The following is a 25,206-nucleotide window of genomic DNA, read 5'->3' as shown; positions in this document are numbered from 1 at the left end:
TGTGCTAAGGTCCGATTTTTGCGTCAGTAAGGGGTCTTTCAACACTGGTAGTATATGCGATTTTTTTTATCATTCGGGAAGAATGGGGGGCGGGGTGCCGGGCTGCTGGCTGCGCTGCTGCTGGTACTGGGCTGGCTTTGCCCGCAGGCAGCGCAGGCCACCCACATCCGGGCGGGCGATATCCAAGCCAAAGTAGATACGATTACGGGCAACCCTAATCACATCTACTTCAAGCTCACGCTTTATCTTGACCCCACTAAGCCGGGTAAGCAGCCAACCGCTACCATTTTTTTTGGTGATGGCACCTTTAGCGGCGTAGATGCCATTCAGCGAACCACCGACGTTATTTCAACATCTAATCCAGATATTGAAGTAAGCACTTATTTATTTGATCATATATTTCCAGGGCCCAACTCTAATGGCTACCTGGTAAGCTTCGTGGGCGAGAACCGGGTGGCCGGAGTGGTGAATATGGCCGGCTCAGATAAACAGACTTTTTACATCAACTCGCGCATTGTAATAGACCCCTCGCTGGGCCGCAACCACTCGCCGGTGCTGCGCGCCCCCGCTATCGACCGAGCCGGGCTGGGGCAGGTGTTTTTGCACAATCCAGCCGCTTATGATGCCGATGGCGATTCGCTCGCCTTCAAGCTGCGGCCCAGCCAGCAGGCCGCGACGGGAGTAGCAGGTGACGCCATCCAGGCGGCTATCAATAATAATAATACGCCGATTAACAAAGTATGTGACGGCTTCGTGTTTCCGGATGACCCGGCTATTGCGCCGGGGGCTTTGCAGGTGCCGTACACGGGGGTGCCGGCCAGCACGGGGGGGCGGCCATTTTTGTGCAGGACGTGCATACGGGCCAGATTACCTGGAATGCCCCGGCCAAAGCCGGGTATTACAACGTAGCCTTCACCGTAGAAGAATGGCGGCGCTCGGCGGCGGGGCATCGGCTTATTGGGCAGGTTATCCGCGATATGCAGATTCTGGTAGTACCAACCAGCAACCTGCGGCCCAACCTGACGGCCCCACCCGACGTGTGCGTGGTAGCCAACCAGCGCGTGACGCTCAATATCTCGGCCGCCGACGGGTCGGCTCCCAATGCCCAGGCGCCAACCAATGTAACGCTCTATGCTTACAGCGGGACTATTCCGCCGGCTACGTTTACCCAGAACAACGTAGGGACTTCCGTAACCGGCACCTACACCTGGACGCCCACCTGTGCCAACGTAGCCAGCGAGCCCTATATCGTGGTGTTCAAGGCGCAGGACAAGCCCGCTAACCCGGCGGTCGACCCCATTCTCATTGATGAGAAGCCGGTGCGGATAACGGTAATCGGGCCGCCGCCCCAAAACCTTAAGACTGTGCCGGCCATTGGCAATCCTAACCCTGCTGTGCAGGTAAGCTGGGACAACTACGCGTGCGGCAATGCCAGCCAGATGCTGATTTATCGCAAGGAGAATCCGTCGAGCTTTGTGCCCGGCGATTGCCAGACAGGAATACCAGCCAACGCGGGCTACACGCAGGTGGGGACCGTGGCGGCAACTGCTACTACGTTCACCGACGATAACGCCGGCAAAGGCCTGACCAGGGGCGTAACGTACTGCTACCGCATTTACGCCACCTTCCCGCTGCCGGCCGGAGGGGCCAGCATCGCGTCGGCAGAAAGCTGCGTCACCCTGAGCGGCCGCTCGGCGATGATTACGAATGTGGATGTGAATAAAACCGACGCCAACTTCGGGCAGATAACCGTGAAGTGGACGCAGCCCCGGCCAAACAGCGGTACGTATAGCGCACCGTATGGCTACCGCCTCAGCCGAAGCACGGGCACCGGGCCCGCCGTGCTGCTCCCTGCTATCACCAATCTGGCCGATACGACCTACGTTGACCAAGTGCTGAATACTGTGGCTAACCAGTACACGTATTCGCTTACTTTCTTCAACACTGACCAGTCGGGGGCGACGCCGGTTGAAAAAACTGAAGTCTCGCCCACGGCTACCAGCGTGCGTACCAGCCTGGTTCCCGACGGCCTGGCCAAAACCATTACCGTCACCTGGGCTTACAATGTACCTTGGGATAACAGCAAGCAGCCTAGTCGCATCTATCGCCAGGACCTGGGCACGGGGGCTTTCAACCAGATTGCAACCGTGACGCCCGGCCCTACCAGCGGTACCTATGTAGACAACGACAGCAAGCTGCAAGTGGGCCAGCAGTACTGTTACTACGTGCAGACCACCGGCCAGTACCCCAACTACAGCTTCCTGAGCAGCCTGCTCAACAATAGCCAGCAAACCTGTACCACGCTGCAATCGGTGCCCTGCACGCCGGTGCTCACGCTACAGGTGACGAACTGCGACAGCCTGTCGAAGATTACCTACGACCCGTCTGCTAATCAGCTTTATCAAAATAACCTGCGCTGGACGACGGGCAGTGCGCCCACCGGCTGCCTGACCAATGCGGTGCGCTACCGTATTTTCCGTAGCGACACGGAAACGGGTACGTATATACTGATTGACTCGACCCAGCAGCTCACGTATAGCGACCGCAATCGGCCCCGCCCCACCTACTGCTACAAGGTACAGGCAGTAGCCGCAAATGGCCTGCGCAGCAGCTTGAGTAACTCGGCCTGCCAGAGCGATTGCGTATACTTTATTCTGCCCAATATCTTTATTCCCGGCAGCAGCTCGAAAGCCAATCAGGTATTCCGGCCCAAAACAACCAGTCCGCTGCTGCACACGCACATCCAGATATTTAACCGCTGGGGGCGCAAGGTGTACGAGAGCGACCAGGACCCTTACATTAACTGGACCGGCGGCGGCGCCACGAGCGAAAGCGCGCCCGGCGGCCTGGCTTCGGGGGGCATTTACTATTACCTGGCCGAAGTGGAGTTTGCCGATGCAGCCCAAACCAAGCGCACCTACAAAGGGTGGGTAGAGCTGGTTCGGTAAATAGGGAATTTACTATATTGGAAAAGCCGCCCTCGCCGGGGCGGCTTTTTTGGCTTTATTTTGCCGGGCCGGCACTAACTGCCGGCTTTTGTGGAATATTAAATTTTTACTATCTTGACTCCTTCCCACCCTTCCGAAGCCGCCCCGACGGCCGTGCTGTTTCCCGGTCAGGGCTCGCAGTTTCCGGGCATGGCCCGCGAGCTGTTCGAGCAGAGCGAGGCCGCCCGCGCCCTGCTCACGCAGGCCAACGATATCCTGGGCTTCAACCTCACCAAGCTTCTATTTGAGGGCAGCGAAGAAGATTTGCGCCGCACGGATGTGACGCAGCCGGCCGTGTTTGTGCATTCGGTGGCGCAGTTCGTGGCCCGGCCCAACTGGCAGCCCGCGATGGTGGCCGGCCACTCGCTGGGCGAGTTTTCGGCGCTGGTGGCGGCCGGGGTGCTCACCTTCGCCGACGCGCTGCCGCTGGTGGCGCGCCGCGCCCAGGCCATGCAGGCCGCCTGCGAAGAGCAGCCCGGCACGATGGCCGCCATCCTGGGCCTGGCCGATGAGGCCGTGGAGCGGGGCTGCCAGGACGTAGCGGCCGGCGGCGACGTCGTGGTAGCCGCCAACTACAACTGCCCCGGCCAGCTCGTTATCTCGGGCTCGGTGGCGGGCGTTACCAAAGCCTGCGAGGTGCTGAAAGCCGCCGGCGCCAAGCGCGCCCTGCTGCTGCCGGTGGGTGGGGCCTTCCACTCGCCGCTGATGCAGTCGGCCCAGGCCGCGCTGGCCGAGGCTATCGAGCGCACCAGCTTCCAGGCGGCCCGCTGCCCCGTGTACCAGAACGTGGACGCGGCTCCGCACCGTGACCCGGCCGCAATCAAGACCAACCTGCTGGCCCAGCTCACTGCCCCCGTTCGTTGGACGCAGAGCGTGCAGGCCATGTTCCGCGACGGCGCCACGCACTTCGTGGAATGCGGCCCCGGCAAGGTGTTGCAGGGCCTGGTCAAGAAAATCGAGCCTGCCGCCACGGCCGGCTCGGCCGCGTAGCACTCCGGCTTTTACGGCTGCCGGCGGGCGCTGGGAAGCTGTTTAGGAAGTTAGCCAGAAATCCTTTTGAACGTCATGCTGAGCCTGTCGAAGCATCTCCATCGCTTCGACAGGCTCAGCATGACGTTCTCATATTTCCTAGACAGCTTCTAGAGCGGTTTCGGGTCTGTTGTACAGTTTTTTTGATGTAGCTTTCGCTATGCAAGCGTATTCCATTGATTTGCGTGAGCGCGTCGTGGCCGCCTACGCGACCGGGGAGGTCACGATTGGCCAGGTAGCCAGCCGCTTTGCCGTTTCCATTTCGTTCGTAGATAAGCTACTCAAACGCCAGCGCACGCGCGGCTCGGTCGCGGCGCTGCCCCACCGGGGCGGGCCCGCACCCCGCCTGCAAGAAGCGGACCGCCAGCGCCTGGTGGCTTGCGTAGCTGCCCAGCCCGACGCGACGCTGGCCGAGTTGCGCCAGCAGCTGGTGGCCGCCGGTAGCCCCGCCGTGGGGCAGACCGTGCGCTGGCAGACGTTGCAACAACTCGATTTACGGCGCAAAAAAAGAGTCTGCACGCCGCCGAGCGCGACACCGAGCGGGTGAAGGCGCTGCGCCGGGAGTTTGTGGAAGCTATTCAACACGAAGACGTTACCCGTTTCAAGTTCGTGGATGAGACGAGTGTCAATCTGACCTATACCCGCCGCTATGGCCGCGCCCCAGGCGGACAGCGGGTGGACGCGGCCGTACCCTTGCACAACGGCCCCAACGTGACAGTGGTAGCGGCCCTCTCGGCCCAGGGCATGGAGGCGGTCATGGAACTGGAGGGCGCCGTGAACACGGCCAGCTTTGCCGTGTACCTGGAGCAGGTGCTCGGGCCGGGCTTGCAGCCGGGCGACGTAGTCGTACTGGATAATCTGCCGGTGCATAAGGCGCAGGGGCTGGCCGAGGTGGTGGAAGCCCGCGGCGCGCGGCTGCTGTACCTACCCCCGTACTCGCCGGATTTTACGCCCATCGAATTGGCCTTCAGCAAGCTCAAAACCCACTTGCGCACCGCCGCCGCCCGCACCCGCCAGGCCCTGACAAGCGCCTGGCAAGCGGCGCTGACCTGGATTACGGCCGAGGATGCGCAAAACTGGTTTGACCATTGTGGCTATCACGTACCCTGATTACGAATCTGCTCTAGTTGCTAGTTGAAAAAGCAGCAAATTCACTTACATGCATATATTGCATAAAAAATATAATTGAATAAATGTATTTAGTATTAAGACTATTTATAATCCGATATTTTAAACTTTCCATCTTGCCTAATTACAGTCAGATGTATGACAACCTTTTCATTCGCTTCAGAATCAAAATAAGAGACAATATACCCATTTTGTCTCCTTAAATCTTTCATAAAAGACAAAGTCTTAAGCCACGAAATATCAATATCTTGAGCTTGCAAAAAAGGGTCAGCTTCTAATTGCCCGCTCTTCAATTGAGCGTTTATTTTATTCGAAAGACCAACAGTACAAGATTTTTTCTGAAGAGCAAAAATCTTATCTAAGTTGTTAATGGCAGGCGATTTTGATGATTCTGTTATATAAGCTGTATAAAATTCTTTTAACATAGTGAGTATCTGCTTATCATAAACGGTGCTCTGTGCCTGAACAAGGCTATAATTGGCTTGAAATATAAAGCCAACTATTATCAAGACAATGAGAAACTTAGCTTTCATGTGAATCGTATCGTTAATTCAGGATTAAATGTAAACATAACAAAAAATGTTGTTTTTTAGTCTTTTTACCAACGGTAAATAATGTAAGGATCAGGCGGCGTGCGGTAGCTAGGCCCTGGTGTAATAAGGTTTTGCTTAAAATCAGACACCCATTGGTTACCGTTGTACATTTGGATATGCCCGTTCCACGTACCATTAGGGTCAGTACCGAACCCCTTAAACACCGCAATATCTCCACGCATAGGTGAGTAGCCACTGGATTCGGTATTGGAAGTTACCACATGAAATCCCCACCCTAGTAAATAAGGACCATAATTTTTTGCCGAACGAGGATGAGAATTAGTGTCAATTCCTCCCACTTTGAGAGCTTGTCGAACATATGCTGCACACCTTCCTATACCGTATGGCTTTTCACCCGACGCAACCAATTTTGCAGTTAATATATCTGCATTTTGATTCAATTCTTTTACGGCAGCTAGTATATCAAACCCCGAACGCTGTTGGGAATAAGTCCCATCATCCGCTTGCCCCCCCAAGGGGATGCATCCATACCTAGTGGGTTGAGGGGGGATAGATGGAAGTCTCGGGGATACCAGATGATACCGCTGAGCCCCCAGCCGTTATAAATACGTAAGACAAATAAGGGCTGCACTTGCAACGTGCCTCGGGCATCATAGGACGGATTAAGGCCCATGGCTTTGGCTTCTTGATACTTTTCTGCATCCGCCCAGTTTGGCCCGATTGAGGTGCCGGGGTTGTAAGTACCCATTGCCGGCCCAAAGGCACTGGTACCATAGAAATCGGCATTGGTACCTCCCCGCCCATTCTGTTCATACCAGCCCGCGCCATACATTTGGTCTACGGCTTCAGCGTACGTCTTCGGCAAGGGATTCGGTTCATCGCCAGCCGGGTCGTTGAAGTTAAAGCGGATTCTGGGTCAGTGTACGTTTTTTGCCATAATGGCTCCCCCTCTCCTTTTCGGAGAGGGGGCCGGGGGTGAGGCGAACGCAAGAACAGAACCCGTATGCTGACCCAGAATTCGCTCTAGGTGTAGCGACGCGAAGGGTCGCGTCGCTACACTTCGTGCACCAACCCGGCATTTGCACGACTGACTCGCGGTGCTTTGCAAGGGCAAGCTATATTTAGCTCCCTATGCAGGCTGTCTCGCTATCAACCAAGCCCCATTACCCCATCCTCGACGGCCTGCGGGGCGTGGCGGCCCTGGTGGTCGTGGCCTTTCACCTGTGCGAGGCCCACGCCACCAGTCACCTCGACCAGCTTATCAACCACGGCTACCTGGCGGTGGATTTCTTCTTTCTGCTGTCGGGCTTCGTGATTGGCTACGCCTACGACGACCGGTGGGGCCGCCTCCGGGTGGGCGGCTTCTTCAAGCGGCGGCTGGTGCGCCTGCAGCCGATGGTAGTAATGGGGATGGTAATCGGGGCAGGGTTTTATTATTTCCAGGCGGGCAGCCTGTGGCCCGCCATCGGCCCGACGCCGGGGTGGCTGGTGCTACTCGTGCTGCTGCTGGGCTGCTTGCTGGTGCCGGTGCCGCCCGCCCTCGACATTCGGGGCTGGCACGAAACCTATCCGCTCAACGGGCCGGGCTGGTCGCTGTTATTTGAGTATATAGCCAACGTCTTGTACGCCACGCTCGTGCGCCGCTTCTCTAACGCGGCCCTGGCCGGGCTGGTGGCGCTGGCGGCGGGACTGCTGCTGCACCTGGCGCTCACCACCCCCCAGGGCGACGTTGTGGGCGGCTGGTCGCTGGAGCCGGAGCAGCTGCACATCGGCTTCGCCCGCCTGCTGTACCCGTTTTTTGCGGGGCTGCTGCTGTTTCGGCTGGCCCGGCTGCGTCGCATTGCCAATGCCTTTGGGTGGAGCAGCCTCCTGGTGGTAGGAGTGCTGGCCATGCCCCGCATCGGCAGCCCCGCGCACCCGTGGCAAAATGGGCTCTACGATGCGCTCAGTATCCTGCTCGTTTTCCCCGGTATTATCTTCCTGGGAGCCAGCGGGGCGGTGCGCTCGGCCCCGGCCAAGCGGCTGTGCCGCTTCCTGGGCGATATTTCGTACCCGATTTACATCACGCACTATCCGCTCATCTACACCTACACGGCCTGGGTCGCGGCGCACAAAATTCCCTTGCGCACCGGCTGGCCCGTGGCGGCGCTGGTGTTTGTGGCCGCCGTGATTCTGGCTTATGGTTGCTTGAAATTTTACGATGAGCCGGTGCGGGAGTGGTTGAAAAAAAGGTGTTGGTGAATGGGGGGCTCAGTCGGAGGGCAAAATATCTTCTGTAATCAGATAAGAACCAGCAAGCTTTCTGTAACTATGAAGATTAAAAGCGAAATGTCTTTTTTCGAAAAGGTATCCTTGTATTTTGCAACAAATTATACTGATATTAATTTGGTATTACATAAACCTCAAAAGGTACAGCGCTTATCTGTTCAATTTTGGGAGGGAGATACTAATAGCTATGCAGACGATTTTATCAGATTTAAAAACTTAAAAGAATTAAATATACAAACGGGTTTAAATCATCCGTCATTTCTGCCGAGCCAGATAGGGGAGCTTAAGAAGCTTAAGAAATTAAGCATCTTAAATGTGCCATTTAAAGAGTTTCCAACCTGGATACAAAATTTAGTTGAGCTAGAGTACCTAAGTATTAGAGGTTGTGAGCTAACTGAAATACCAAGATTTATCGGGCGTTTACGTAATCTGAAAGAGCTAAGAGTTGAAAACTGTGAATTGGATTCTATTCCTAAAGAGTTAAGCTTATTAGATAAAGTGAAATATTTGTCATTGGCAGATACCAAAATAACTTACTTCCCTTTAGAGAATTTGCCGCCGAATATTAAATCACTCGGCTTAGGCGGACCGATTTTTGGTTATACAGTAGATGAATTGTGCAGATTAAAGAAAGCATTGCCACACGTAAGAATTTGGTCAATTATCGATACTGATTGTAATTAAAAAATAGGGTTGTTATGATTTGTCAACGGCATATTGATTATTATGCTGCTAGAGTAAATCTTAACTTACTCTAATGCTCATTACTCATTTTCACATCCTCCCGCCGCCTTGCACAAATCGTGAAGATTCGTGCTAACAGTCTATCGTAAAGGGCAGCAAGAAAGTCGGCCTTTGGCGCGCCACATGCGCCCCACGCAACTCCCACGGCCCAAGCCCGCCAAGCGGTGGATTTCCTCGCGCAGCCGTTGGTGCAGCAGCTGCTAAGGTGGAATAAGCGCCTATGCAGTAATTCGTTGTACGGGCAACGGGTCAGTACACGCGGAAAGCAACTCGCTGATGGTTTGGTGCAGCTGCGGGTGCCGGAGCTGCGGGGCCAGCTCGGCCAGGGGCACCAGGGCAAAGCGGCGGGCCGGCAGCGCCGGGTGCGGCACGGTGAGGGTCGGCGTTGCCAGTATTTCCTGCCCGAAGAGCAGAATATCCACGTCCAGGGTGCGGGCGGCCCAGCGTACCTGCCGCTCGCGGCCCTGCTGCTGCTCGGCGGCGAGGCAGGCGGCCAGCAGGGTAGGGGCCGCCAGGTCGGTTTCGATGGCCAGCACCTGGTTGAGAAAGGCCGGCTGGTCGGTCAGGCCCCAGGCGGCCGTTTCGTAGAGCGCCGAGGCGGCCACGAGGCGGCCCGCGGTGGCCGCCAGGTCGTGGCGGGCCTGCGCCAGGCGGGCGGCCCGGTCGCCGAGGTTGCTGCCCAGCAGCAGATAGGCTAGCGTTGGCAAGTAAAAGGATGAGTTAAAAACCAGGTTGTTTTGGTAGAGAGGCTGTTTGGGATGTGCGAGAACGTTATGCTTCGACAAGCTCAGCATGACGTTCTTTTTTATTTTCGACAACTTCCTAAGCAGCTTCGGCATGCTCCGGCGGTACATCCCCAGTTTTTAATTCGTCACTTTTAATTTTCAATTCAAAAAACCTTGCCGTTTGCTCCGCAATAAGCCGGGCTGGGGCGGGAAGCTCCGGGCCCGCCCAGGGGTGCGCCCCGCCGAACATGTGCCCGGCGCCGGGCACCACGAATACCTCGGCGCGGGGCTGGGCGGCGTGTAGCTGGTGCACGGCCGCCAGGGGCACGGTTTCGTCCTGGTCGCCGTGGATGAGCAGCACTGGCTGGCGCAGGCCCGGCATGAGCGCCGGCAGGTCGAGGCGGGCGCGGTTTTTATAAAAATCCTCGGCAATCTGGTAGTACATGGGTAGCTGCTGGCCGGTGCGGGTGTTGGGCACGTAGAGCACGCCGTCGCGCTGCCATTGGGCCAGTACTTCGGCGGGCCAGCGGGGGTGCAGGTCGGCCACGGCCGCCCAGGTAGCCACGGCCGCCACGCGCGGGTCTTCGGCCGCTTTGAGCAGCACCAGGGCGCCGCCCCGGCTGTGGCCCACCAGGAAAAGCCGGCTTAGGTTGAGGGACTCGGCGGGTAGGGGCGTGGCGCCGGGCGTGTGCAGCGCATCGAGCAGCTGGCCCAGGTCGTCGAGCTCCAGGCTGAAATTATTGCGGCCGAACGCCTCCAGGTCTTCCAAATCGCCGGTGCCGCCCACTACCACGCCGTTGTGCGAGAGGTTGAGCTTGACGAAGACGAAGCCTTTTTCAGCGAAGAAGCGGGCCAGCAGGCCGAAGTGCCCCCAATCCTTAAACCCCTTGAAACCGTGCACGAACACTACTACTGGCTGGGGGTGGCCGGTGGGCTGCCAGGTGGCATCGGCGGCAAACGGGCGGCCGTGGGCGCGGCCGGTGAGCAGGAACTCGACAGTACGGAGCATGCGGCTAAGGTAGTGCCGACTCGGTAGTCCGCGTTTGCGAAGGGGCCGGCAGACGGTAAAGTCCGCGCTACTGGCCGTATCATTGCGCCCGCATGGCAAATCCGCTCGACCGAATTCAAGCTCCTATCGCGGCCGAAATGGCCGAGTTTGAAGTAAAATTCCGGCAGTCGATGCAAACCAGGGTGCTGCTGCTCGATAAGATTATGGGCTACATCGTGCGCCGCAAAGGCAAGCAGGTGCGGCCCATGTTCGTGTTTCTGACGGCCCGCGCCAGCAGCGCCAACCCGGCCGGCCCGCTGCCCGAGGCCGTGTTTCGGGGCGCGGCGCTCATCGAGCTGCTGCACACGGCCACGCTGGTGCACGACGACGTAGTGGACGAGAGCAACTACCGGCGCGGCTTCTTCTCCATCAATGCCCTGTGGAAGAACAAGATAGCCGTGCTCGTGGGCGATTACCTGCTGAGTAGGGGCCTGCTGCTCTCGCTCGAAAACGACGACTTCGACCTGCTCAAGATTGTGAGCAACGCCGTGCGCGAGCTGAGCGAGGGCGAGCTGCTGCAAATTGAAAAAGCCCGCCGGCTGGATATTACAGAAGAGGTATATTTCGACATCATCCGCCAGAAAACGGCCTCGCTCATCGCCTCCTGCACGGCCGTGGGCGCGGCGGCGGCCGGCGCCGACAAGGCCACCATCGAAAAAGCCCGGCTCTTTGGCGAGAAAGTGGGCATGGCCTTCCAGATAAAGGACGACCTGTTTGACTACGGCACGGCCGAAATCGGCAAGCCGGTGGGCATCGACATCAAGGAGAAAAAGATGACGCTGCCGCTCATCTACGCCTTGCAGCAGGCCAGCTGGCTCGACAAGCGCCGCGTTATCTACAACGTGAAAAACAACGCCGGCCACCGCGACCGCGTGCAGCAGGTAATCGACTTCGTGAAGCAGTCGGGCGGCCTGGATTACGCCATCCGCACCATGGAGCGCTACCGCGATGAGGCGCTGGCCATCCTGCGCGAGTTCCCGGAATCAGAAGCCCGTAACTCGCTCGAAACGCTGATTAACTACACGATAGAGCGGGAGAAGTGATTTAATTTAACAGTCGTTTTGCAGCGGTTTCGCAGTCAGTGTACGGCTGGCAGAACTGCTCTGGTTGCGCGATAGGCGCCATTCGAACGTCTCAGACTTGTTAAATAAAAACGTTGGGGTCGGGGCACAGTGCGGCCCAGTATTCCTGCTCGCTGGGCGGGGCCACGCCCGGAAAGTCACCCCAGCGGCCCTGCATGTCGCGCATCAGCTGAAAGTGCAGGTGCGGCGGCCAGTCGCCGTTTTCGGGGTGCGGGCCCACGTGGCAAAACACTGCGCCGGCCGCTAGTGCCTGCCCGGTGCGCAGCCCGGCCAAATCGGTGCGCGTGAGGTGGCCGTAGAGGCTGAAAAACGCGATGCCTTCCAGCTCGTGCTGCAAAATGATAGTCGGGCCATAATCGCCGAAGTTGTTGTTGTCGGCCAGGCTGTGCACCACGGCGGGCAGCGGCGCGGCCACGGGCGTGCCGGCCGGCACCCACACATCAATGCCTAGGTGCAGCGAGCGCGGCTCGGTAGCAGCGTCGAAGTGCGGGCTGCGACGGTAGATAACCCGGTTTTCGAGGTAGCCGCCGATGCCCACGGTGGCGTGCTGCTCGGCCAGCATCTCGCGCACCAGCTCGTCAAAGACTGTGGTGTCGCGCAGGCGCTCGGGGTGGGAGAGGAGCGGGTTGGCCGCCGTAAAATCGAGCAGCGCTACCTGAGGGCCGCGCAGCGAAAACGGAAACAGCGGCGCAAACGCTGCGCGGTGGCGGGCCAGCAGCTGGGTAAAGTCGGGCATCATGCAACGAAACTAGCGCTGGTTAGTTAAACACATGTAGCCTTGAAAAATGATAACCACTCCGTCACCGGCTGAGGTTATCGTAAATTTGCGGCCTTATCCAGCTTTAGCCCATGTCGTCGTACCTGACGCTCACCGTCGTCGCCCTCACCCAGGAAACCCCTGATACCGTTACCATTCATTTGCAGCGGCCCGATGGCCAGGCCGTACCCAGCAAGCCCGGCCAGTTCCTGACGCTGCTCGTGCCCTGCGGCCCGGCCGGCAGCCGGCCCGAGCGCCGCGCCTACTCGCTCAGTAGCACCCCGGCCGAAGCCCCGCGCCTGTCCGTCACGGTGAAGCGGGTAGTGGGCGGCCTGGTAAGCAACTTCCTGCTTGATAATGTGAAAGTAGGCCAGCAGTACGAGGTAATGCCGCCCCTCGGCAGCTTCGTGGTGCAGCCCAGTCCTAAAGCCGCCCGCTCGCTGGTGCTCATCGGGGCCGGCTCAGGCATTACGCCGCTGATGAGCATGCTCAAAGCCATTCTGGCCACAGAGCCGCAGAGCCACGTGCTGCTAATTTATGGCAACCGCAACGAGGAAACGGTTATCTTTAAAAAGCAGCTCGCTGAGCTTGAGGCCAGCAGCCGGGGCCGGCTGCAAGTCGAGCACGTGTACAGCCAGCCGCTGGGGCCGCCCGCCGCGCACCAGCACACCGGCCGCCTCAACCGCACCACTATTTTGCGGGTGCTGGAGCAGCGGCACCAGTTTCCGGCTCCGCAGGCCGAGTACTACATCTGCGGCCCCGAAGGCCTGATGACCGAAGCCCAGGCTGCCCTGGAGCTGCTGGGCGTGCCGACCAGCCGCGTGCGCCGCGAGAGCTTTCTGGCCGCTGCCGACGCGGCCGAAACCGGCGATGCGCACGGCGACTCCCTCGCCGGCACCAACGACGGCCAGGTGGTGAGCCGCACCGTAACGGTGCAGTACGAGGGCAGCGACTACGTGTTTGAGGTGCCCGCCAGGCAGACTATTCTGGATGCGGCCCTCGACCAGGATATCGACCTGCCGTACTCGTGCCAGGCCGGCGTATGCACGGCCTGCCGGGGCAAGTGCCTCAGCGGCAAGGTGCATCTCGACGAGCGCGAAGGCCTCTCCGACTCCGAGCTAGCTAAAGGCTATGTTCTCACCTGCGTAGCTCATCCGTTAACAGCCGATGTGGTAATCGAAATTGGCTGATAGTCAGCAAGTACCATATGCTACGCATTAGCTTATTGGGCAAAGGGTAAAACATATTCGGACGACTGGTAATTATTTGCGTAACTTGTGTTCTATGGTGTTTTCTGAGCTTGATACCCCGGCTACTTCGCTGGCCACTGATACTGCCCGCCCCCCGCGCCATTACTTGCCCGAAGATTTTCGCGTAACTGACTGGGCTGCGCTGGAGCCGTTTTTTCAGGAGCTGCAGCACCGTGCCCTAGCTGATGCCGCCGCTCTGGAGCGCTGGCTGCTCGACCGCTCCGAGCTGGAGTCGGTGCTGAGCGAGGACCTGGCCTGGCGCTACATCCGCATGACCTGCGACACCCAGGACGAAGCCAGCGCTGAGGCCTTTCAGTTTTTTGTGCAGGAAGTCGAGCCCCAGACTGCCCCGTACGACCACGCGCTCAATGAAAAGCTGCTCGCCAGTCCTTATCTGCCCGAGCTCGACCAAGCTCGCTACGGAGTATTTCTGCGCTCGGTGCGCCGGGCGTCGGAAATATACAGAGAAGATAATATTGTTCTTAAAACCGAGATTTCGACCAAGCAGCAGCAGTACGCCGCCACGGTAGGGGCCATGACCGTAACCCTCGACGGCGAGGAGCTAACCCTGCCCCGCGCCGCCGACCGCCTCAAAAGCCTCAGCCGCCCGGTGCGCGAGCAGGCCTGGCGCGCCATTCAGGCCCGCCGTATGCAGGATAGCAAGCCGCTTGACCAGCTCTTTACCGAGCTGGTGACCTTGCGGCACCAGGTGGCGCTCAACGCCGGCTTCAGCAACTTCCGCGACTATATGTTTGCGGCTCTGGGGCGCTTCGACTACACGGCGGAGGATTGCTTTGACTTCCACTCGGCCATCGGGGCTACGGTAGTGCCGCTCATCAACGAGTTTGACGAGGCGCGGCGGCAGGAGCTTAAGCTCCCAGCCCTGCGCCCCTGGGATCTCGACGTGGACCCCAGCGGCAAGCCGCCGCTGCACCCCTTCCAGACCGGGGCCGAGCTGCTGGACAAGACCATCACGGTTTTTCAGCGGCTCGACCCTTTTCTGGGCGATTGCCTGCGCACCATGCGCCAGATGGGCCACCTCGACCTCGAAAGCCGCAAGGGTAAAGCGCCCGGCGGCTACAACTACCCGCTCGACGAAACCGGCGTGCCGTTCATCTTTATGAACGCTACTTCGTCGCTGCGCGACGTGGTGACGATGCTGCACGAAGGCGGGCACGCCGTGCATTCATTTCTGACGCGCCGCCTGCCGCTCTCCGCCGATAAGCACCCGCCGAGTGAAGTAGCTGAGCTGGCCTCTATGAGCATGGAGCTGATGAGCATGGACCACTGGGACGTGTTTTTTCAGGACCCCGCCGAGCTGCGCCGGGCCAAGAAAACCCATCTCGAAAGTGTGCTCGAAACCTTTCCGTGGGTAGCTACTATCGACAAGTTTCAGCATTGGGTGTACGAAAACCCGACGCATACCGAGGCGCAGCGCCACCAGCGCTGGACCGAGATTTTCCAGAATTTCAACCAGCGCACCGTGAGCTGGAGCGGCCTGGAACATTTTCGGCCCTATCTGTGGCAGAAGCAGCTGCACCTCTATGAAGTGCCTTTTTACTATATAGAATATGCAATGGCCCAACTCGGAGCTATTGCTATGTGGCGCAATTTCCGGCAAGACCCTGCTGCCGCGCTGGCCGGCTACCAGCGGGCTCTGGCCCTGGGCTACACCGTGCCCATTGGCGAGGTATATGCCGCCGCCGGCATTCGCTTCGATTTCAGCACCAGCTACCTGCGCCAGCTGGCTGATTTCGTGCGTGAGGAAATGGCAGCCTTATAAATTGGGTAAATAATTCAGTATCATACGACCGTCGTGCCGAGCCCCCGCGAAGCATGACGGTCTTTTTTCTTAGAAAAGAAACAGTTTACGAGTACATGCTGCTCATTCCCGTCATCAACTCTTCCCGGCATCCGCTGCCGGAATACCAAACGGCGCACGCCGCCGGCCTCGACCTGCGCGCCGACCTGCCAGGTGGCTCCCTCACGCTGGGCCCGCTGGAGCGGGCACTGGTGCCGACCGGCCTAAGCCTGGCGCTGCCCGTCGGCTACGAGGCGCAGGTGCGGCCGCGCAGCGGCCTGGCCTACAAGCACGGTATCGGCATTGTCAACAGCCCCGGCACCATCGACGCCGACTACCGGGGCGAGATAAAAGTGCTGTTGGTAAACTTGTCCAACGAGCCTTTTGCCGTGCACGATGGCGAGCGCATTGCCCAGCTGGTAGTGGCCCGCCACGAAACAATAGCGTGGCAGCCTACCGAAAGCCTGAGCCAGACCGCCCGCGGCGCGGGGGGCTACGGCAGTACCGGCAAGTAAGCTGTTTGCGTAAGGAGCGCACGGGGAATACTGTCGCTCAACTAGCAGAACGACAGTACTCCCCGTGCGCTCCTTACGCAGATTACTTCCTTAGCGAGCGGGAGCAGTGCCGGCCGCGCGCTGCCGGGCAATAATCTGCAGGTTGCCGCCGGCGGCATTAAGCTTCTGGCTGAGCTCCCGAATTTTGTCGCCCATGCCCTCAAAGCTGTGAATGGGCAGGGCAGCCTTGGCCGTGAGGTCGGCCAGCTTTTGAAAGGAAGCGCCCATCGCGGCAACGTCGTTGCGCTGCATATGGCCATTGAGCGTATCCAGCTCCTGCACCACGAGGCGCACGGCCGGGTTGTCGCTGCTGCTCAGCATTTGGTACCAGTGGCTTACCTGCTGCTGACCAGTGCTGGCATCTTGCTCAAAGCCGTTGTTGATAGTGGCAAACAGCACCTGAATGCTGGATTCGATTTCGGAGATGAAGTTCATAGCGCAAAAGTAAGGGCCCATTGCCCTAACGCAGAAGCGCGTTGGGCAGTTATTCGGCCAGCGCCCGCTGCTTGGGGCATTGGGCGCCGCCGCACCACCTTTGCGCTCCCACGCTGATTTCGTTTTCTTATGCAACTCATTACCCTGGCCGATGCCCGGCAGGCGCAGCTACGCCTGCAAGGGCTGGCGCGGCACACGCCCTTATTACCGATGGCCCTGCCCGAGCTGGGCGCCGAGCAGGTTTACCTCAAGCCCGAAAGCCTGCAGCCCATTGGCTCTTTTAAGATTCGGGGGGCGGGCAATCGCATCATGGCTCTCACGCAGGCGGAGCGGGCACGGGGCGTGCTGGCATACAGCAGCGGCAACCATGCCCAGGGAGTGGCCTACGCGGCGCGGCAGCTGGGCTTGCGGGCCACGATTATCATGCCTACCAATGCGCCACAGGTTAAAGTAGCCGCTACCCGCGCCCTGGGGGCGGAAGTAGTGCTGTACGACCCCGCCCACGAAAAGCGCGAGGCCGTGGCCGCCCGGCTGCTGGCCGGCGCGGCCGAGCCCCCGGTGCTGGTGCCTCCCTTCGACGACGCCTACGTCATTGCCGGGCAAGCTACGGTAGGGCTGGAAATTTTTCAGGACCTGCCAGCCGTGGAGCTGGTGCTGGCCCCGGTGGGCGGGGGCGGCCTGCTGGGGGGGATGGCCGCGGTGCTCAAGCTCTTGAAGCCCAGCATTAAGGTAATTGGTGTGGAGCCCGAGCTGGCCGCCGATGCTCAGGCTTCGATGCGGGCCGGCAAAGTAGTGGAGTGGCCCGCCGCCGATACCAACCGCACGCTGGCCGATGGGGTTCGCACCCTGGCCGTGAGCGAATTAACTTTTGCCCACCTCCGGCAGTATGCCGACGATATCGTGACCGTGACCGAAGCCGAGCTGCGGGCCGCCGCCCGCCGCCTGCTGCTCGAAGCCCGGCTGGTAGTGGAGCCCACCGCCGCGCTGCCCCTGGCGGCCCTGCTGCGCCACCGCGCCAGCCTGCCGCCCAGCCAGCATACCGTGTTGGTGCTAAGCGGCGGCAACGCCGACCCGGCCACGCTGATTGAGCTGCTGGGCGGTAGGTAGCCCTGGCTACGTAATTAAGCCTGATTTAACATACCTGTCAAGGGATGGAAGAACGAAAAGCAGGAGTCGAATTGCTCGAGAAGGAGTTGCTACTTGAGGATGGAATCCTGTTGTTTTCTTTCTTGGTAGCGGGCCATTTACTTGAGGGTATAACTACTTTTGCCCAAGTAAGGACAGGTACTTCACCTCACTAAGCTGCACTTGCAGGGTAGTGCGGTTAACCAAGTAGGACGGGCTACGTTATGGCAGACAGCTTACCAGTTAGGCCGTTACTTTGGGGCGACCAAATTGCGCATCGAAGGCGGCCGCCGCACTACCGGCCGCTACAAAGGAGTAGTGCCTAGTCCGGTTATTATTCATGTCCCTGACCTTTAAGTAGTATGGTAACTATCATTTTAGCTGGCTGGCGGAGTGGCTTGCGAAAAGTAGCATTGACCAGACTGCAACAAGAGCTGCTGCACTTGTCGCTGAAAGAGGCCAAGAATAATACTGACCGCTTGCTCGAAAGCCCAGAAAATACACTACAAACTGCTAGCCCCATTACCTTAAGCGTACCAGACAAGGCCGCAGCTGAGTTTATTAGCCGTGCCAATAGTCTGGGCGCGCTCGTCGGGTTTGTATTGCCTGACAGGGCTAGCCCAGCCAGTAGTAGCGAAGCTACTGCCATACAGCAAGCAGCCTAGCGGCTAATACGTTGTCTTCCACTCACTATTCTTTCTTGTAACAAGCACCGATGAAAATTATCGTACCAATGGCCGGCATGGGCAAGCGCATGCGCCCGCACACGCTCACTGTACCAAAGCCCCTTATTCCCATAGCTGGTAAGCCCATTGTGCAGCGCCTCGTGGAAGATATTGCCCGCGTGTGCGGCGAGCCTGTGGAGGAGGTCGCCTTCATTATCGGCCGCTTCGGGGCCATCGTGGAGAAAAGCCTGGTGGCCATTGCCGAGTCGGTAGGGGCCAAGGGCACTATTTATTACCAGGATGAGCCGCTGGGCACCGCCCACGCCATTTTGTGCGCCCGGCCTTCGTTGAGCGGCCCGCTGGTGGTAGCTTTTGCCGATACGCTGTTCAAGGCTGATTTTACGCTTGACAGCTCGGTGCCCGGCACCATCTGGGTGCAGAAAGTGGCCGACCCCCGGCCCTTTGGCGTGGTGAAGCTCAACGAGCAGGGCCAGATTACGGAGTTTGTCGAGAAGCCTCAGGAATTTGTGTCCGACCTCGCTATTATTGGTATATATTACTTTCAAGATGGCGAGTACCTGCGCGATGAGCTGCAGTACCTGCTCGATAACGACATCAAGGACAAAGGCGAGTATCAGCTCACCAATGCCCTCGAAAATATGAAGAACAAGGGCACTGTGTTTGTGCCCGGCCAGGTAACCGAGTGGCTCGACTGCGGCAACAAGGATGCGACCGTCTTCACCAACCAGCGCTACCTCGAATACCTGAAGGAGCGGGGCGAAAAGCTCGTGGCCGACTCGGCCAAAGTGACCAACTCGGTACTCATTGAGCCGGTGTATCTGGGCGAGAACGTAGTGATTACCAATTCGGTAGTTGGCCCGCACGTCTCGCTTAGCGCAGGCGCGGTGGTAGAAGACTCTCGCCTGTCGAACTCCATTGTGCAGAGCGCGGCCACCGTGCGCCATGCCAACGTGACCAACTCAATGCTTGGCAACAGCGCCAGCCTCACGGGCCGCCCCAGCGACCTGAGCGTGGGCGATTTTAATGCCCTGCAAGTGTGATATTTCAGGCGCGGCAGGCGTTACCAAACGGCGTGGCCCCCGCGGGGGCCACGCCGTTCGTAGTTGGGCCCCTTACATTCGCCGGAAAGGTTTCCGGCTTGGTTTTTATGCGTATGCGTTCGTTTGCGTCTAGTTTGTTGATAGTGAGTGCTTTGTCGCTGGTCGGCGTGAGCCAGAGCCGGAGCCAAACCCCGGGTTCGGCGGTCCGGCCCGACTCGGTGGCCGCGCGGGCGCCCGTGAAGCTCAGCCGCAAGGAGCGCAAAGAGCTGGCGCAGCGCCTCGAAATAGAAGCTAAAATGGCTGCTGCCCACCCGCCGCTGTCGGCGAAAGAGCGCGAGCTGAGCGAGGCGCTGTATACGGACGGGGTGAAGTACGTTATTCTGGAAGACTACCCCAAGGCGCTGGAGCGGCTGCTGAAAGCCTATACCCTGATGCCCGAAAATGCGGCTATCAACTACAAGCTGGCCGAAGCTAACCTGCTGAGCGGCAACCTACGCGATGCTACCGGCTACGCCGAGGCCGCCGTGAAGCTCGACGTCAAAAACCCGTACTATTACCTGCTGCTGGCCCAGGCCCAGGCCAGCCAGAAGCAGTATGAAGCGGCCACCGCTACCTACGCCAGCCTGGTGAAAGAAGTGCCCAACTCGGGCAGCTACCTGTTTCAGCTCGCCGACCTTTACCTGGCCCAGAACAAGCTGCCCGAAGCCCTGGCTACGCTCGATAAGGCGCAGGCGCAATTTGGCAGCCTCGACGAGATTGCCTTTAAAAAGCAGCAGATATACCTGCGCCAGAACAACCTGCCGCTGGCGCTGAAGGAAGGGGAAAACCTGATTGCTGCCAATCCATCCGAGCCGCGCTACGTACTGGCCCAGGCCGAGATGTACGCGGCTAATAACCGCCTGCCCGATGCTATCCGGGTAGCCGAGCAGGCCCTGCACCTCGACCCCGGCAACCCCCAGGCCCGCCTGATTCTGGCCGACGCGTACCGCCAGCAAAATCAGCCGGCCGAGGTGGAGAAGCAGCTGCGCCTTGCCTTTGAAAGCCCGGCGCTGGAAATCGACCAGGCCGTGCGGATTCTGGTAGGCTACCTCAAGCAATTGCCCGACCCCAAGGTGGCCCCGCTAGCCCTCGACCTGGCCGCCGCTACCGTGCGCAGCCACCCGCGCGAGGCCAAGGCCTACAGCATAGCCGGCGACGTGCAGATGCAGACCGGCCACAAGCGCGAGGCCCGCAACACCTACCTGCAGGCCCTGAGATACGATAAATCGAAATACCAGCTCTGGCAGCAGGTAGTGCTGCTCGATGCCGAGCTGAGCCAGACCGACTCGCTGCTCGTGCACAGCGACGCGGCCCTGGAGTTGTTTCCGAACCAGGCCCCGCTGTGGTTTTACAACGGCGTGGGGCATCTGCTGAAGAAGCAGCCCCAGCAGGCCGTAGCGGCGCTGGAGCACGGCCGTCGCCTGGCCGTAGGCAACGCCGAGCAGCAAAGCCAGTTTGATGCCCAGCTGGGCGATGCCTACCAGGAGCTGAAGGATTACGCCAAGTCGGATGCCGCCTACGAAGCGGTGCTCGCGGCCGACCCCAACAATTATGGCGTGCTCAATAATTACAGCTATTTTCTGAGCCTGCGGGGCGAAAAGCTCGACAGGGCCAAGGAAATGTCGGGGCGCACCGTAAAGCAGTTTCCTGACAATGATACCTACCTCGACACTTATGCCTGGGTGCTTTACAAGCAGAAAGACTACGCCGGCGCTAAGCAAAGCCTGGAGAAAGCCCTGAAAACAACCAAGGATGCCAGCATCCTGGAGCACTACGGCGACGTACTATGGCAGCTCGGCGACCACGCCGGGGCCGTGGCGGCCTGGCAGCGGGCCCACAAAGCCGGGGCGGGTGCCTCGCCGCTGCTCGACCGCAAAGTGAAAGAACAAAAGCTCTATGAATAAATCACTGTTTCTGCTGGCCGCATTGGGTCTGGCCAGCTGCCACCGGGCGGTATCGACCAAATCGGGCTCGCTGACGGCCGGCACCTCCACGCCCGTTGCCGTGGCCACGCCAGCCGGCGTGAAGGCCGCCAACACCAGCTTTCAATACCTGAATGGCCGGGGCAAAATCCACTTCAAGCACAAGGATACCGACCAGTCGGCCAACTTCACGCTGCGCATGCGGCGCGATTCGGCCATCTGGCTCTCGGGCTCGCTGCTGGGCATCGAGGGCGTGCGCGCCCTGCTCACCCCCGACTCGGTGCGGGTGGTCAACCGCCTGCAAAAAACCTACTTCGCCGGCGATTATGCCTACCTGAGCCAATTGCTGAACGTGCCCGTGAGCTACCAGCAGATGCAGGCTATTCTGCTCGGCGACTACCAGCCCGCGCCCAAAGGTGCCCTGCCCGTGGTGAAGAAGGAAGGCGATAATGAAGTCATCACTTATCCCCAGGCCCCGCTGATACTCGAGCAGCTGCTGAGCGGCAGTACCGGCCGCCTCCAGCAGCTTAAAGTAAGCGAAACGGCCGCGCAGCGCAGCCTCACCGTGGGCTACGCCGATTTTCAGAAGCCTACCGGTACCGACCTGCCCTTTGCCTTCACCACCAGCGTGCTGGGCCAGCAGGGCGGCACCGAAAGCACCTCGGCTACGCTCAACTACCAGAAGATTGAAGTTGGCTCGGGGCACCTGGACTTCCCGTTCAGCATTCCGAAAGGATATGCCCGGCAGGCAAAAGTGAAAAAGTAAGTGATTGCGCCGGGTGGTAAATTAACTGAACCTGTTCAGAAAGTATCCGGCAACTAAAAAAACGTCATGCTCATCTGGCGTCCGCTTGTCGAAGCATGACGTTCAGGATTGGATTTTTGACTTCCTAAACAGCTTCATTATCTGAATAGCTTAGGCCATTAACTCCAGTAGTAGAAAATAAATAGGTACTAACCTGCTTAACATTGGCGGCCCCGAAGGTCAACCCCTGCTGGTTGCCATTGGAGGGGTAGCGGTAGCATTTAATCTGCAATGCTCCGCCTAGATAACCAGCATCATAGGTAGTGATGAAGTTAGGATGGCCATCATAGCCCTGTGGAGTCTAGGGCTGGCCATTGAGCAAACAGCCGAAGGTGCCGGCAGCGGTCTGGGTAGCGGGCGGCAGCCGGCAGCTGGTCCACGGGGTCGGGGTTACTTTTCTTACACTGGCTTAGGCCCAGCAGGGCAACCAGCAGGCAGGTAGGGGGTATGCACATGAGGAAGAGGGGGTAAGGGTTTGCGAAATGCACAAAAAGAAAAGTTTAACTTTACTAAACAACGATATTGAGTTTTACTTCTGCAACAGTATTAGGCCCGAGGGGCACAGCAGCTTCGAGCAGGCGGCCGGTGGGCACCTGGCTTTTATCGAGGTTGGCGAAGACAGCGTCGAGCTTGAGGCGTACGGGGTCGGGGGTTTGGGCCAGGGCGGGGGTGGCCAGTAGGAGCCAGGCCAGCAGGTAGGTACAGCGTTTTTTCATGGCAGGAAAAGGAAAAGAGGAAAAGGGAGAGCATCAGAGCTTTTTATCAAAGCGGCCCTGGGTGACGCGCACGCTGTCGCAGCCGGGTTTGTAGAGGGTAAAAGCGAACGTGCCCGCGATGATGCCGGCCTGCAAATCCAGACGGGTAATGGTCAAGGTGCCCCGCCGATAAGTAGTAGCGCTGTCTCGGCTGCTCCAGTAGCAAGAAGAATTATAATCTGTATAGTTAGCCGTGGCTATTTGAGGACTGCTTAAAGAATACGTACCAATTTTCGTAATGTGTCCTGAGATAACGGCGATGCTCTGAGGCTTATTGATTCCTGTAGGATAGCAATAACTTTGTATATCAAGGAGTCCATTTTGAACTCCGGAATCATACACGACACTATAATTAGAAGTGCCATTATAGCCTTGTGGGGTCCAGGGCTGGCCATTGACGAGGCAGCCGAAGGTGTTGGCGCCGGTCTGGGTAGCGGGCGGCAACTGGTCTTCGGGGTCGGGACTGCTTTTCTTACACTGGCTCAGGCCCAGCAGGGCGGCCAGCAGGCTTAGCTGAAGACGGTAACGTATCATGCGAAAATGACGGGTGGTGAGAGGCAGCGTGAAAACAGGTCAGGCAAACGTAGCGCAACGCAATGGCCGCCCCAACAGAGAATGTTGCGGCATCAGACTTTTAAGTTGGGTAGCTTGCCAGCTATTGGGTCGTAAAAAAGTGCCCTGGGGTTTTGGAAAGCCACAGAAGCCAGCGTACGCTGCGGGACTTTAGAAGTTTGTTGCCCGAACCCCGATTACTCCTCCTTCAGGCAGCAGCTGACCGATTGGCCCGGCCGCTGCGGTGACCGGCCCGGCGTTCGTGCGTTATTTTGCGGGGCGGTAGCTTGCCCACTGCCACCTTACTCTCTTCGTGTCGGTTCCTTTGCCTTTTTCTACGCTGCGTTTTCTGGCGGTCTGGCTGCTATTGCTGCTGGCGGGGCCGGCCGTGGCGCAGCGCCATCGGCCCGCCAAAAAATCGACGCGGCCGGCCCGCACGGCCAGCCGCCACCCGCGCACCAGGAGCAAGGCCCAGCTGGAGCGCGAGCGCCAGGCCAACCTGGCCCGCATCCAGGAAGCCGGCAAGGTGCTGACCCAGACCACCCAAAAAAAGCAGGCGACGCTGGGCCAGCTCAACGTTATCAAGGAAAAGCTGACCGAGAAGCAGGGCCAGATTCAGCATATCTCGACCCAGCTGCAAGGCATCGAAACCAACGTGCACCAGACGGTGAAGCAGGTGCTGACTACCCAGGAGCAGCTGGCCAACCTCAAGGCCGAGTATGCCAGGCTGATGTACGCGGCCTCCAAAACCAGCAGCGGCTTCAACCAGCTCATGTTTTTGTTTGCCTCGGATTCGTTCAACCAGTTTGTGCTGCGCCTGCGCTACGTGCGCCAGTACACCGAGGAGCGCCAGAAGCAGGCCCTGCGCATTCTGGGGGCACAGCAGCAGCTCAGCCACCAGCTCGACGGCCTCACGCAGCAGCGCCAGCGCCAGAAAAGCCTGCTTACCAACCAGCTAGTCGAAAACCGCAACCTGCTGGGCCTCAAAACCGAGCAGGATGAGGTAGTGCAGCAGCTCAGCCAGCAGGAGCAGGGCCTGCGCCAGGAGCTGGCCGAGCGCCAGCAGGCCGTGGCGCGGCTCGATGACCTCATTGCCCAGCGCGTGCGCGAGGAGATAGCCCGCGCTGCCCACGCCGCCCGCCTGGCCGCCGTGGCTGCCCGCCGCCGGGCGGCCCACACGGCAGCTACCCGGCGGCACGGTGCCTCCAGCAGCGCACCCGTGGCCCATGCCGATGAGCCAGCCGCTGCTACTGGCCAGGAGCTAACGGCGAAAGAAGACGACTCGGGCGCCAACCCCGAAAGCGACGCGCCCGAAGAAACCGTGGCCGACCGGCGGGCCAGCCGCGTAGCCCTCACGCCCGAAACGTCGGTCCTGTCCTCGAATTTTGCCGGCAACCGGGGGCGGCTGCCCTGGCCGGTGGCGCGGGGCTTTCTGGCCCAGCACTTTGGGCGGCATCCGCACCCCGTGCTCAAGCACGTCACGGTCGATAACCGGGGCGTCGATATTCAAACCAATGAGGGTGAGGCCGTACGCTCGGTATTTGCGGGCCGGGTGCTCACGGTGGCTCAGGTGCCGGGCATGAACACCATCGTCATGATTCAGCACGGCGAATACTTCACGGTGTATGCCAGGCTGCGCTCGGTGAGTGTGCACGAAGGCGAGCAGGTAGATGCCCGCCAGGCCATCGGCACCGCCGCCACCGATGCCGACGGCACTACCCAGGTGCAGTTTCAGGTGTGGCGCAACTCGGCCAACCTCAACCCCGAGAGCTGGCTGGGGCGGAAGTAGCGATAAGTAGCTTAGCGCGGTTCCGGAAGTGCTGCCAGCACACCCTGTCGGCTTGCTCAAGTAGTCCTACACCCCCGCTCGGTATAGCTGTCCGGCCTATTTCCTGAATAGGTGCAATAATCTTACGACAA

Annotated in this window: 24 protein-coding genes; 17 read left to right on the top strand and 7 right to left on the bottom strand. The window is 59.3% G+C overall.

The window, feature by feature from the left end:
* Nucleotides 1–54 precede the first annotated feature (54 nt).
* The 5 genes from F6X24_RS18445 to F6X24_RS18425 all read left to right on the top strand — a co-directional run bounded on the left by F6X24_RS18445 (nucleotide 55) and on the right by F6X24_RS18425 (nucleotide 5,126).
* Nucleotides 55–909 (top strand): hypothetical protein, encoded by an 855-nt coding sequence (locus tag F6X24_RS18445; protein ID WP_151089388.1) that lies wholly within the window; start codon nucleotides 55–57, stop codon nucleotides 907–909.
* On the top strand, nucleotides 843–2,948 hold the full coding sequence (locus tag F6X24_RS18440) for a T9SS type B sorting domain-containing protein (RefSeq protein ID WP_151089387.1): 2,106 nt from the start codon (nucleotides 843–845) through the stop codon (nucleotides 2,946–2,948). Before F6X24_RS18445 ends, F6X24_RS18440 begins: the two co-directional genes overlap by 67 nt.
* A 189-nt stretch (nucleotides 2,949–3,137) precedes the next feature.
* Nucleotides 3,138–3,977 carry an ACP S-malonyltransferase gene (gene fabD, locus F6X24_RS18435; RefSeq protein ID WP_151089689.1) on the top strand — a complete coding sequence of 280 codons (840 nt, stop codon included), beginning with the start codon at nucleotides 3,138–3,140 and terminating at the stop codon, nucleotides 3,975–3,977.
* 199 nt (nucleotides 3,978–4,176) lie between these two features.
* Nucleotides 4,177–4,563 carry a helix-turn-helix domain-containing protein gene (locus F6X24_RS18430; protein ID WP_151089386.1) on the top strand — a complete coding sequence of 129 codons (387 nt, stop codon included), beginning with the start codon at nucleotides 4,177–4,179 and terminating at the stop codon, nucleotides 4,561–4,563.
* Entirely contained in the window at nucleotides 4,560–5,126 is a 567-nt protein-coding gene (locus tag F6X24_RS18425; RefSeq protein WP_229725235.1) for an IS630 family transposase, read from the top strand. Before F6X24_RS18430 ends, F6X24_RS18425 begins: the two co-directional genes overlap by 4 nt.
* 101 nt (nucleotides 5,127–5,227) lie before the next feature.
* On the opposite strand, the gene F6X24_RS18420 is transcribed toward F6X24_RS18425, so the two are convergent.
* Nucleotides 5,228–5,677, bottom strand: a complete 450-nt coding sequence (locus tag F6X24_RS18420; protein ID WP_151089384.1) for a DUF3828 domain-containing protein — start codon at nucleotides 5,675–5,677, stop codon at nucleotides 5,228–5,230.
* Between the two features lie 1,152 nt (nucleotides 5,678–6,829).
* Here F6X24_RS18420 and F6X24_RS18410 point away from each other — a divergent pair.
* A complete protein-coding gene (locus F6X24_RS18410; RefSeq protein ID WP_151089383.1) occupies nucleotides 6,830–7,939 on the top strand; it encodes an acyltransferase family protein in 1,110 nt (369 codons plus the stop codon).
* A 69-nt stretch (nucleotides 7,940–8,008) separates the two neighbouring features.
* Nucleotides 8,009–8,650, top strand: coding sequence for a leucine-rich repeat domain-containing protein (locus tag F6X24_RS18405; protein WP_151089382.1), 642 nt, complete (start codon nucleotides 8,009–8,011; stop codon nucleotides 8,648–8,650).
* Nucleotides 8,651–8,928: 278 nt separating this feature from the next.
* On the opposite strand, the gene folK is transcribed toward F6X24_RS18405, so the two are convergent.
* Together folK and F6X24_RS18395 are read right to left on the bottom strand one after the other, a co-directional pair.
* A complete protein-coding gene (folK, locus tag F6X24_RS18400; RefSeq protein ID WP_229725233.1) occupies nucleotides 8,929–9,417 on the bottom strand; it encodes a 2-amino-4-hydroxy-6-hydroxymethyldihydropteridine diphosphokinase in 489 nt (162 codons plus the stop codon).
* 115 nt (nucleotides 9,418–9,532) lie between these two features.
* The gene (locus tag F6X24_RS18395; RefSeq protein ID WP_151089381.1) at nucleotides 9,533–10,444 is read right to left on the bottom strand and encodes an alpha/beta hydrolase family protein; all 912 of its coding nucleotides are present in this window, start codon (nucleotides 10,442–10,444) and stop codon (nucleotides 9,533–9,535) included.
* Between the two features lie 92 nt (nucleotides 10,445–10,536).
* Between F6X24_RS18395 and F6X24_RS18390 the strand changes: the two genes are divergently transcribed.
* Nucleotides 10,537–11,526 carry a polyprenyl synthetase family protein gene (locus F6X24_RS18390; RefSeq protein ID WP_151089380.1) on the top strand — a complete coding sequence of 330 codons (990 nt, stop codon included), beginning with the start codon at nucleotides 10,537–10,539 and terminating at the stop codon, nucleotides 11,524–11,526.
* A gap of 100 nt (nucleotides 11,527–11,626) precedes the next feature.
* Here the strand turns inward: F6X24_RS18390 and F6X24_RS18385 are convergent, their stop codons facing one another.
* Complete coding sequence (locus F6X24_RS18385; protein WP_151089379.1) at nucleotides 11,627–12,304, bottom strand: peptidoglycan DD-metalloendopeptidase family protein; 678 nt, start codon at nucleotides 12,302–12,304, stop codon at nucleotides 11,627–11,629.
* A gap of 110 nt (nucleotides 12,305–12,414) precedes the next feature.
* Between F6X24_RS18385 and F6X24_RS18380 the strand changes: the two genes are divergently transcribed.
* The 3 genes from F6X24_RS18380 (at nucleotide 12,415) to dut (ending at nucleotide 15,888) form a co-directional block, all read left to right on the top strand.
* The gene (locus F6X24_RS18380) at nucleotides 12,415–13,512 is read left to right on the top strand and encodes a ferredoxin--NADP reductase (RefSeq protein ID WP_151089378.1); all 1,098 of its coding nucleotides are present in this window, start codon (nucleotides 12,415–12,417) and stop codon (nucleotides 13,510–13,512) included.
* A gap of 94 nt (nucleotides 13,513–13,606) precedes the next feature.
* Nucleotides 13,607–15,355 (top strand): M3 family oligoendopeptidase, encoded by a 1,749-nt coding sequence (locus F6X24_RS18375; protein ID WP_151089377.1) that lies wholly within the window; start codon nucleotides 13,607–13,609, stop codon nucleotides 15,353–15,355.
* A 98-nt stretch (nucleotides 15,356–15,453) separates the two neighbouring features.
* Complete coding sequence (gene dut, locus F6X24_RS18370; RefSeq protein ID WP_151089686.1) at nucleotides 15,454–15,888, top strand: dUTP diphosphatase; 435 nt, start codon at nucleotides 15,454–15,456, stop codon at nucleotides 15,886–15,888.
* 90 nt (nucleotides 15,889–15,978) lie between these two features.
* Here dut and F6X24_RS18365 read toward each other — a convergent pair whose 3' ends face one another.
* The gene (locus F6X24_RS18365) at nucleotides 15,979–16,362 is read right to left on the bottom strand and encodes a hypothetical protein (protein ID WP_151089376.1); all 384 of its coding nucleotides are present in this window, start codon (nucleotides 16,360–16,362) and stop codon (nucleotides 15,979–15,981) included.
* Nucleotides 16,363–16,491: 129 nt separating this feature from the next.
* On the opposite strand from F6X24_RS18365, the gene F6X24_RS18360 reads away from it, so the two are divergent.
* From F6X24_RS18360 to F6X24_RS18340, 5 genes are all read left to right on the top strand, one after another.
* Nucleotides 16,492–17,469, top strand: a complete 978-nt coding sequence (locus F6X24_RS18360; RefSeq protein ID WP_151089375.1) for a threonine ammonia-lyase — start codon at nucleotides 16,492–16,494, stop codon at nucleotides 17,467–17,469.
* 380 nt (nucleotides 17,470–17,849) lie between these two features.
* Nucleotides 17,850–18,152 carry a hypothetical protein gene (locus F6X24_RS18355; protein ID WP_151089374.1) on the top strand — a complete coding sequence of 101 codons (303 nt, stop codon included), beginning with the start codon at nucleotides 17,850–17,852 and terminating at the stop codon, nucleotides 18,150–18,152.
* A gap of 50 nt (nucleotides 18,153–18,202) precedes the next feature.
* Nucleotides 18,203–19,213, top strand: a complete 1,011-nt coding sequence (locus tag F6X24_RS18350) for a sugar nucleotidyltransferase (protein WP_151089373.1) — start codon at nucleotides 18,203–18,205, stop codon at nucleotides 19,211–19,213.
* Between the two features lie 143 nt (nucleotides 19,214–19,356).
* Complete coding sequence (locus tag F6X24_RS18345; RefSeq protein WP_229725231.1) at nucleotides 19,357–21,156, top strand: tetratricopeptide repeat protein; 1,800 nt, start codon at nucleotides 19,357–19,359, stop codon at nucleotides 21,154–21,156.
* On the top strand, nucleotides 21,149–21,940 hold the full coding sequence (locus F6X24_RS18340; protein WP_151089371.1) for a DUF4292 domain-containing protein: 792 nt from the start codon (nucleotides 21,149–21,151) through the stop codon (nucleotides 21,938–21,940). Before F6X24_RS18345 ends, F6X24_RS18340 begins: the two co-directional genes overlap by 8 nt.
* Nucleotides 21,941–22,488: 548 nt before the next feature.
* Here F6X24_RS18340 and F6X24_RS18335 read toward each other — a convergent pair.
* A complete protein-coding gene (locus F6X24_RS18335; RefSeq protein WP_151089370.1) occupies nucleotides 22,489–22,695 on the bottom strand; it encodes a hypothetical protein in 207 nt (68 codons plus the stop codon).
* 33 nt (nucleotides 22,696–22,728) lie between these two features.
* Nucleotides 22,729–23,268, bottom strand: coding sequence for a DUF6252 family protein (locus F6X24_RS18330; RefSeq protein ID WP_151089369.1), 540 nt, complete (start codon nucleotides 23,266–23,268; stop codon nucleotides 22,729–22,731).
* Nucleotides 23,269–23,611: 343 nt separating this feature from the next.
* Between F6X24_RS18330 and F6X24_RS18325 the strand changes: the two genes are divergently transcribed.
* Entirely contained in the window at nucleotides 23,612–25,075 is a 1,464-nt protein-coding gene (locus F6X24_RS18325; protein WP_229725229.1) for a murein hydrolase activator EnvC family protein, read from the top strand.
* Nucleotides 25,076–25,206 lie beyond the last annotated feature (131 nt).

Origin of the sequence: Hymenobacter baengnokdamensis, from assembly GCF_008728635.1 — a bacterium.
GTDB classification, from domain to species: domain Bacteria; phylum Bacteroidota; class Bacteroidia; order Cytophagales; family Hymenobacteraceae; genus Hymenobacter; species Hymenobacter baengnokdamensis.
Note: the sequence above shows the minus strand (reverse complement) of the source record. Positions and strands in the feature narration are given on the sequence as shown.

Coding starts and splice junctions, on each gene's coding strand:
- F6X24_RS18445 (WP_151089388.1), top strand. CDS start 55: ATGCGATTTTTTTTATCATTCGGGAAGAATGGGGGGCGGGGTGCCGGG.
- fabD (WP_151089689.1), top strand. CDS start 3,138: ATGGCCCGCGAGCTGTTCGAGCAGAGCGAGGCCGCCCGCGCCCTGCTC.
- F6X24_RS18430 (WP_151089386.1), top strand. CDS start 4,177: ATGCAAGCGTATTCCATTGATTTGCGTGAGCGCGTCGTGGCCGCCTAC.
- F6X24_RS18420 (WP_151089384.1), bottom strand. CDS start 5,677: ATGAAAGCTAAGTTTCTCATTGTCTTGATAATAGTTGGCTTTATATTT.
- F6X24_RS18410 (WP_151089383.1), top strand. CDS start 6,830: ATGCAGGCTGTCTCGCTATCAACCAAGCCCCATTACCCCATCCTCGAC.
- F6X24_RS18405 (WP_151089382.1), top strand. CDS start 8,009: ATGAAGATTAAAAGCGAAATGTCTTTTTTCGAAAAGGTATCCTTGTAT.
- F6X24_RS18395 (WP_151089381.1), bottom strand. CDS start 10,444: ATGCTCCGTACTGTCGAGTTCCTGCTCACCGGCCGCGCCCACGGCCGC.
- F6X24_RS18390 (WP_151089380.1), top strand. CDS start 10,537: ATGGCAAATCCGCTCGACCGAATTCAAGCTCCTATCGCGGCCGAAATG.
- F6X24_RS18385 (WP_151089379.1), bottom strand. CDS start 12,304: ATGATGCCCGACTTTACCCAGCTGCTGGCCCGCCACCGCGCAGCGTTT.
- F6X24_RS18380 (WP_151089378.1), top strand. CDS start 12,415: ATGTCGTCGTACCTGACGCTCACCGTCGTCGCCCTCACCCAGGAAACC.
- F6X24_RS18375 (WP_151089377.1), top strand. CDS start 13,607: ATGGTGTTTTCTGAGCTTGATACCCCGGCTACTTCGCTGGCCACTGAT.
- F6X24_RS18365 (WP_151089376.1), bottom strand. CDS start 16,362: ATGAACTTCATCTCCGAAATCGAATCCAGCATTCAGGTGCTGTTTGCC.
- F6X24_RS18360 (WP_151089375.1), top strand. CDS start 16,492: ATGCAACTCATTACCCTGGCCGATGCCCGGCAGGCGCAGCTACGCCTG.
- F6X24_RS18355 (WP_151089374.1), top strand. CDS start 17,850: ATGGTAACTATCATTTTAGCTGGCTGGCGGAGTGGCTTGCGAAAAGTA.
- F6X24_RS18350 (WP_151089373.1), top strand. CDS start 18,203: ATGAAAATTATCGTACCAATGGCCGGCATGGGCAAGCGCATGCGCCCG.
- F6X24_RS18340 (WP_151089371.1), top strand. CDS start 21,149: ATGAATAAATCACTGTTTCTGCTGGCCGCATTGGGTCTGGCCAGCTGC.
- F6X24_RS18335 (WP_151089370.1), bottom strand. CDS start 22,695: ATGAAAAAACGCTGTACCTACCTGCTGGCCTGGCTCCTACTGGCCACC.
- F6X24_RS18330 (WP_151089369.1), bottom strand. CDS start 23,268: ATGATACGTTACCGTCTTCAGCTAAGCCTGCTGGCCGCCCTGCTGGGC.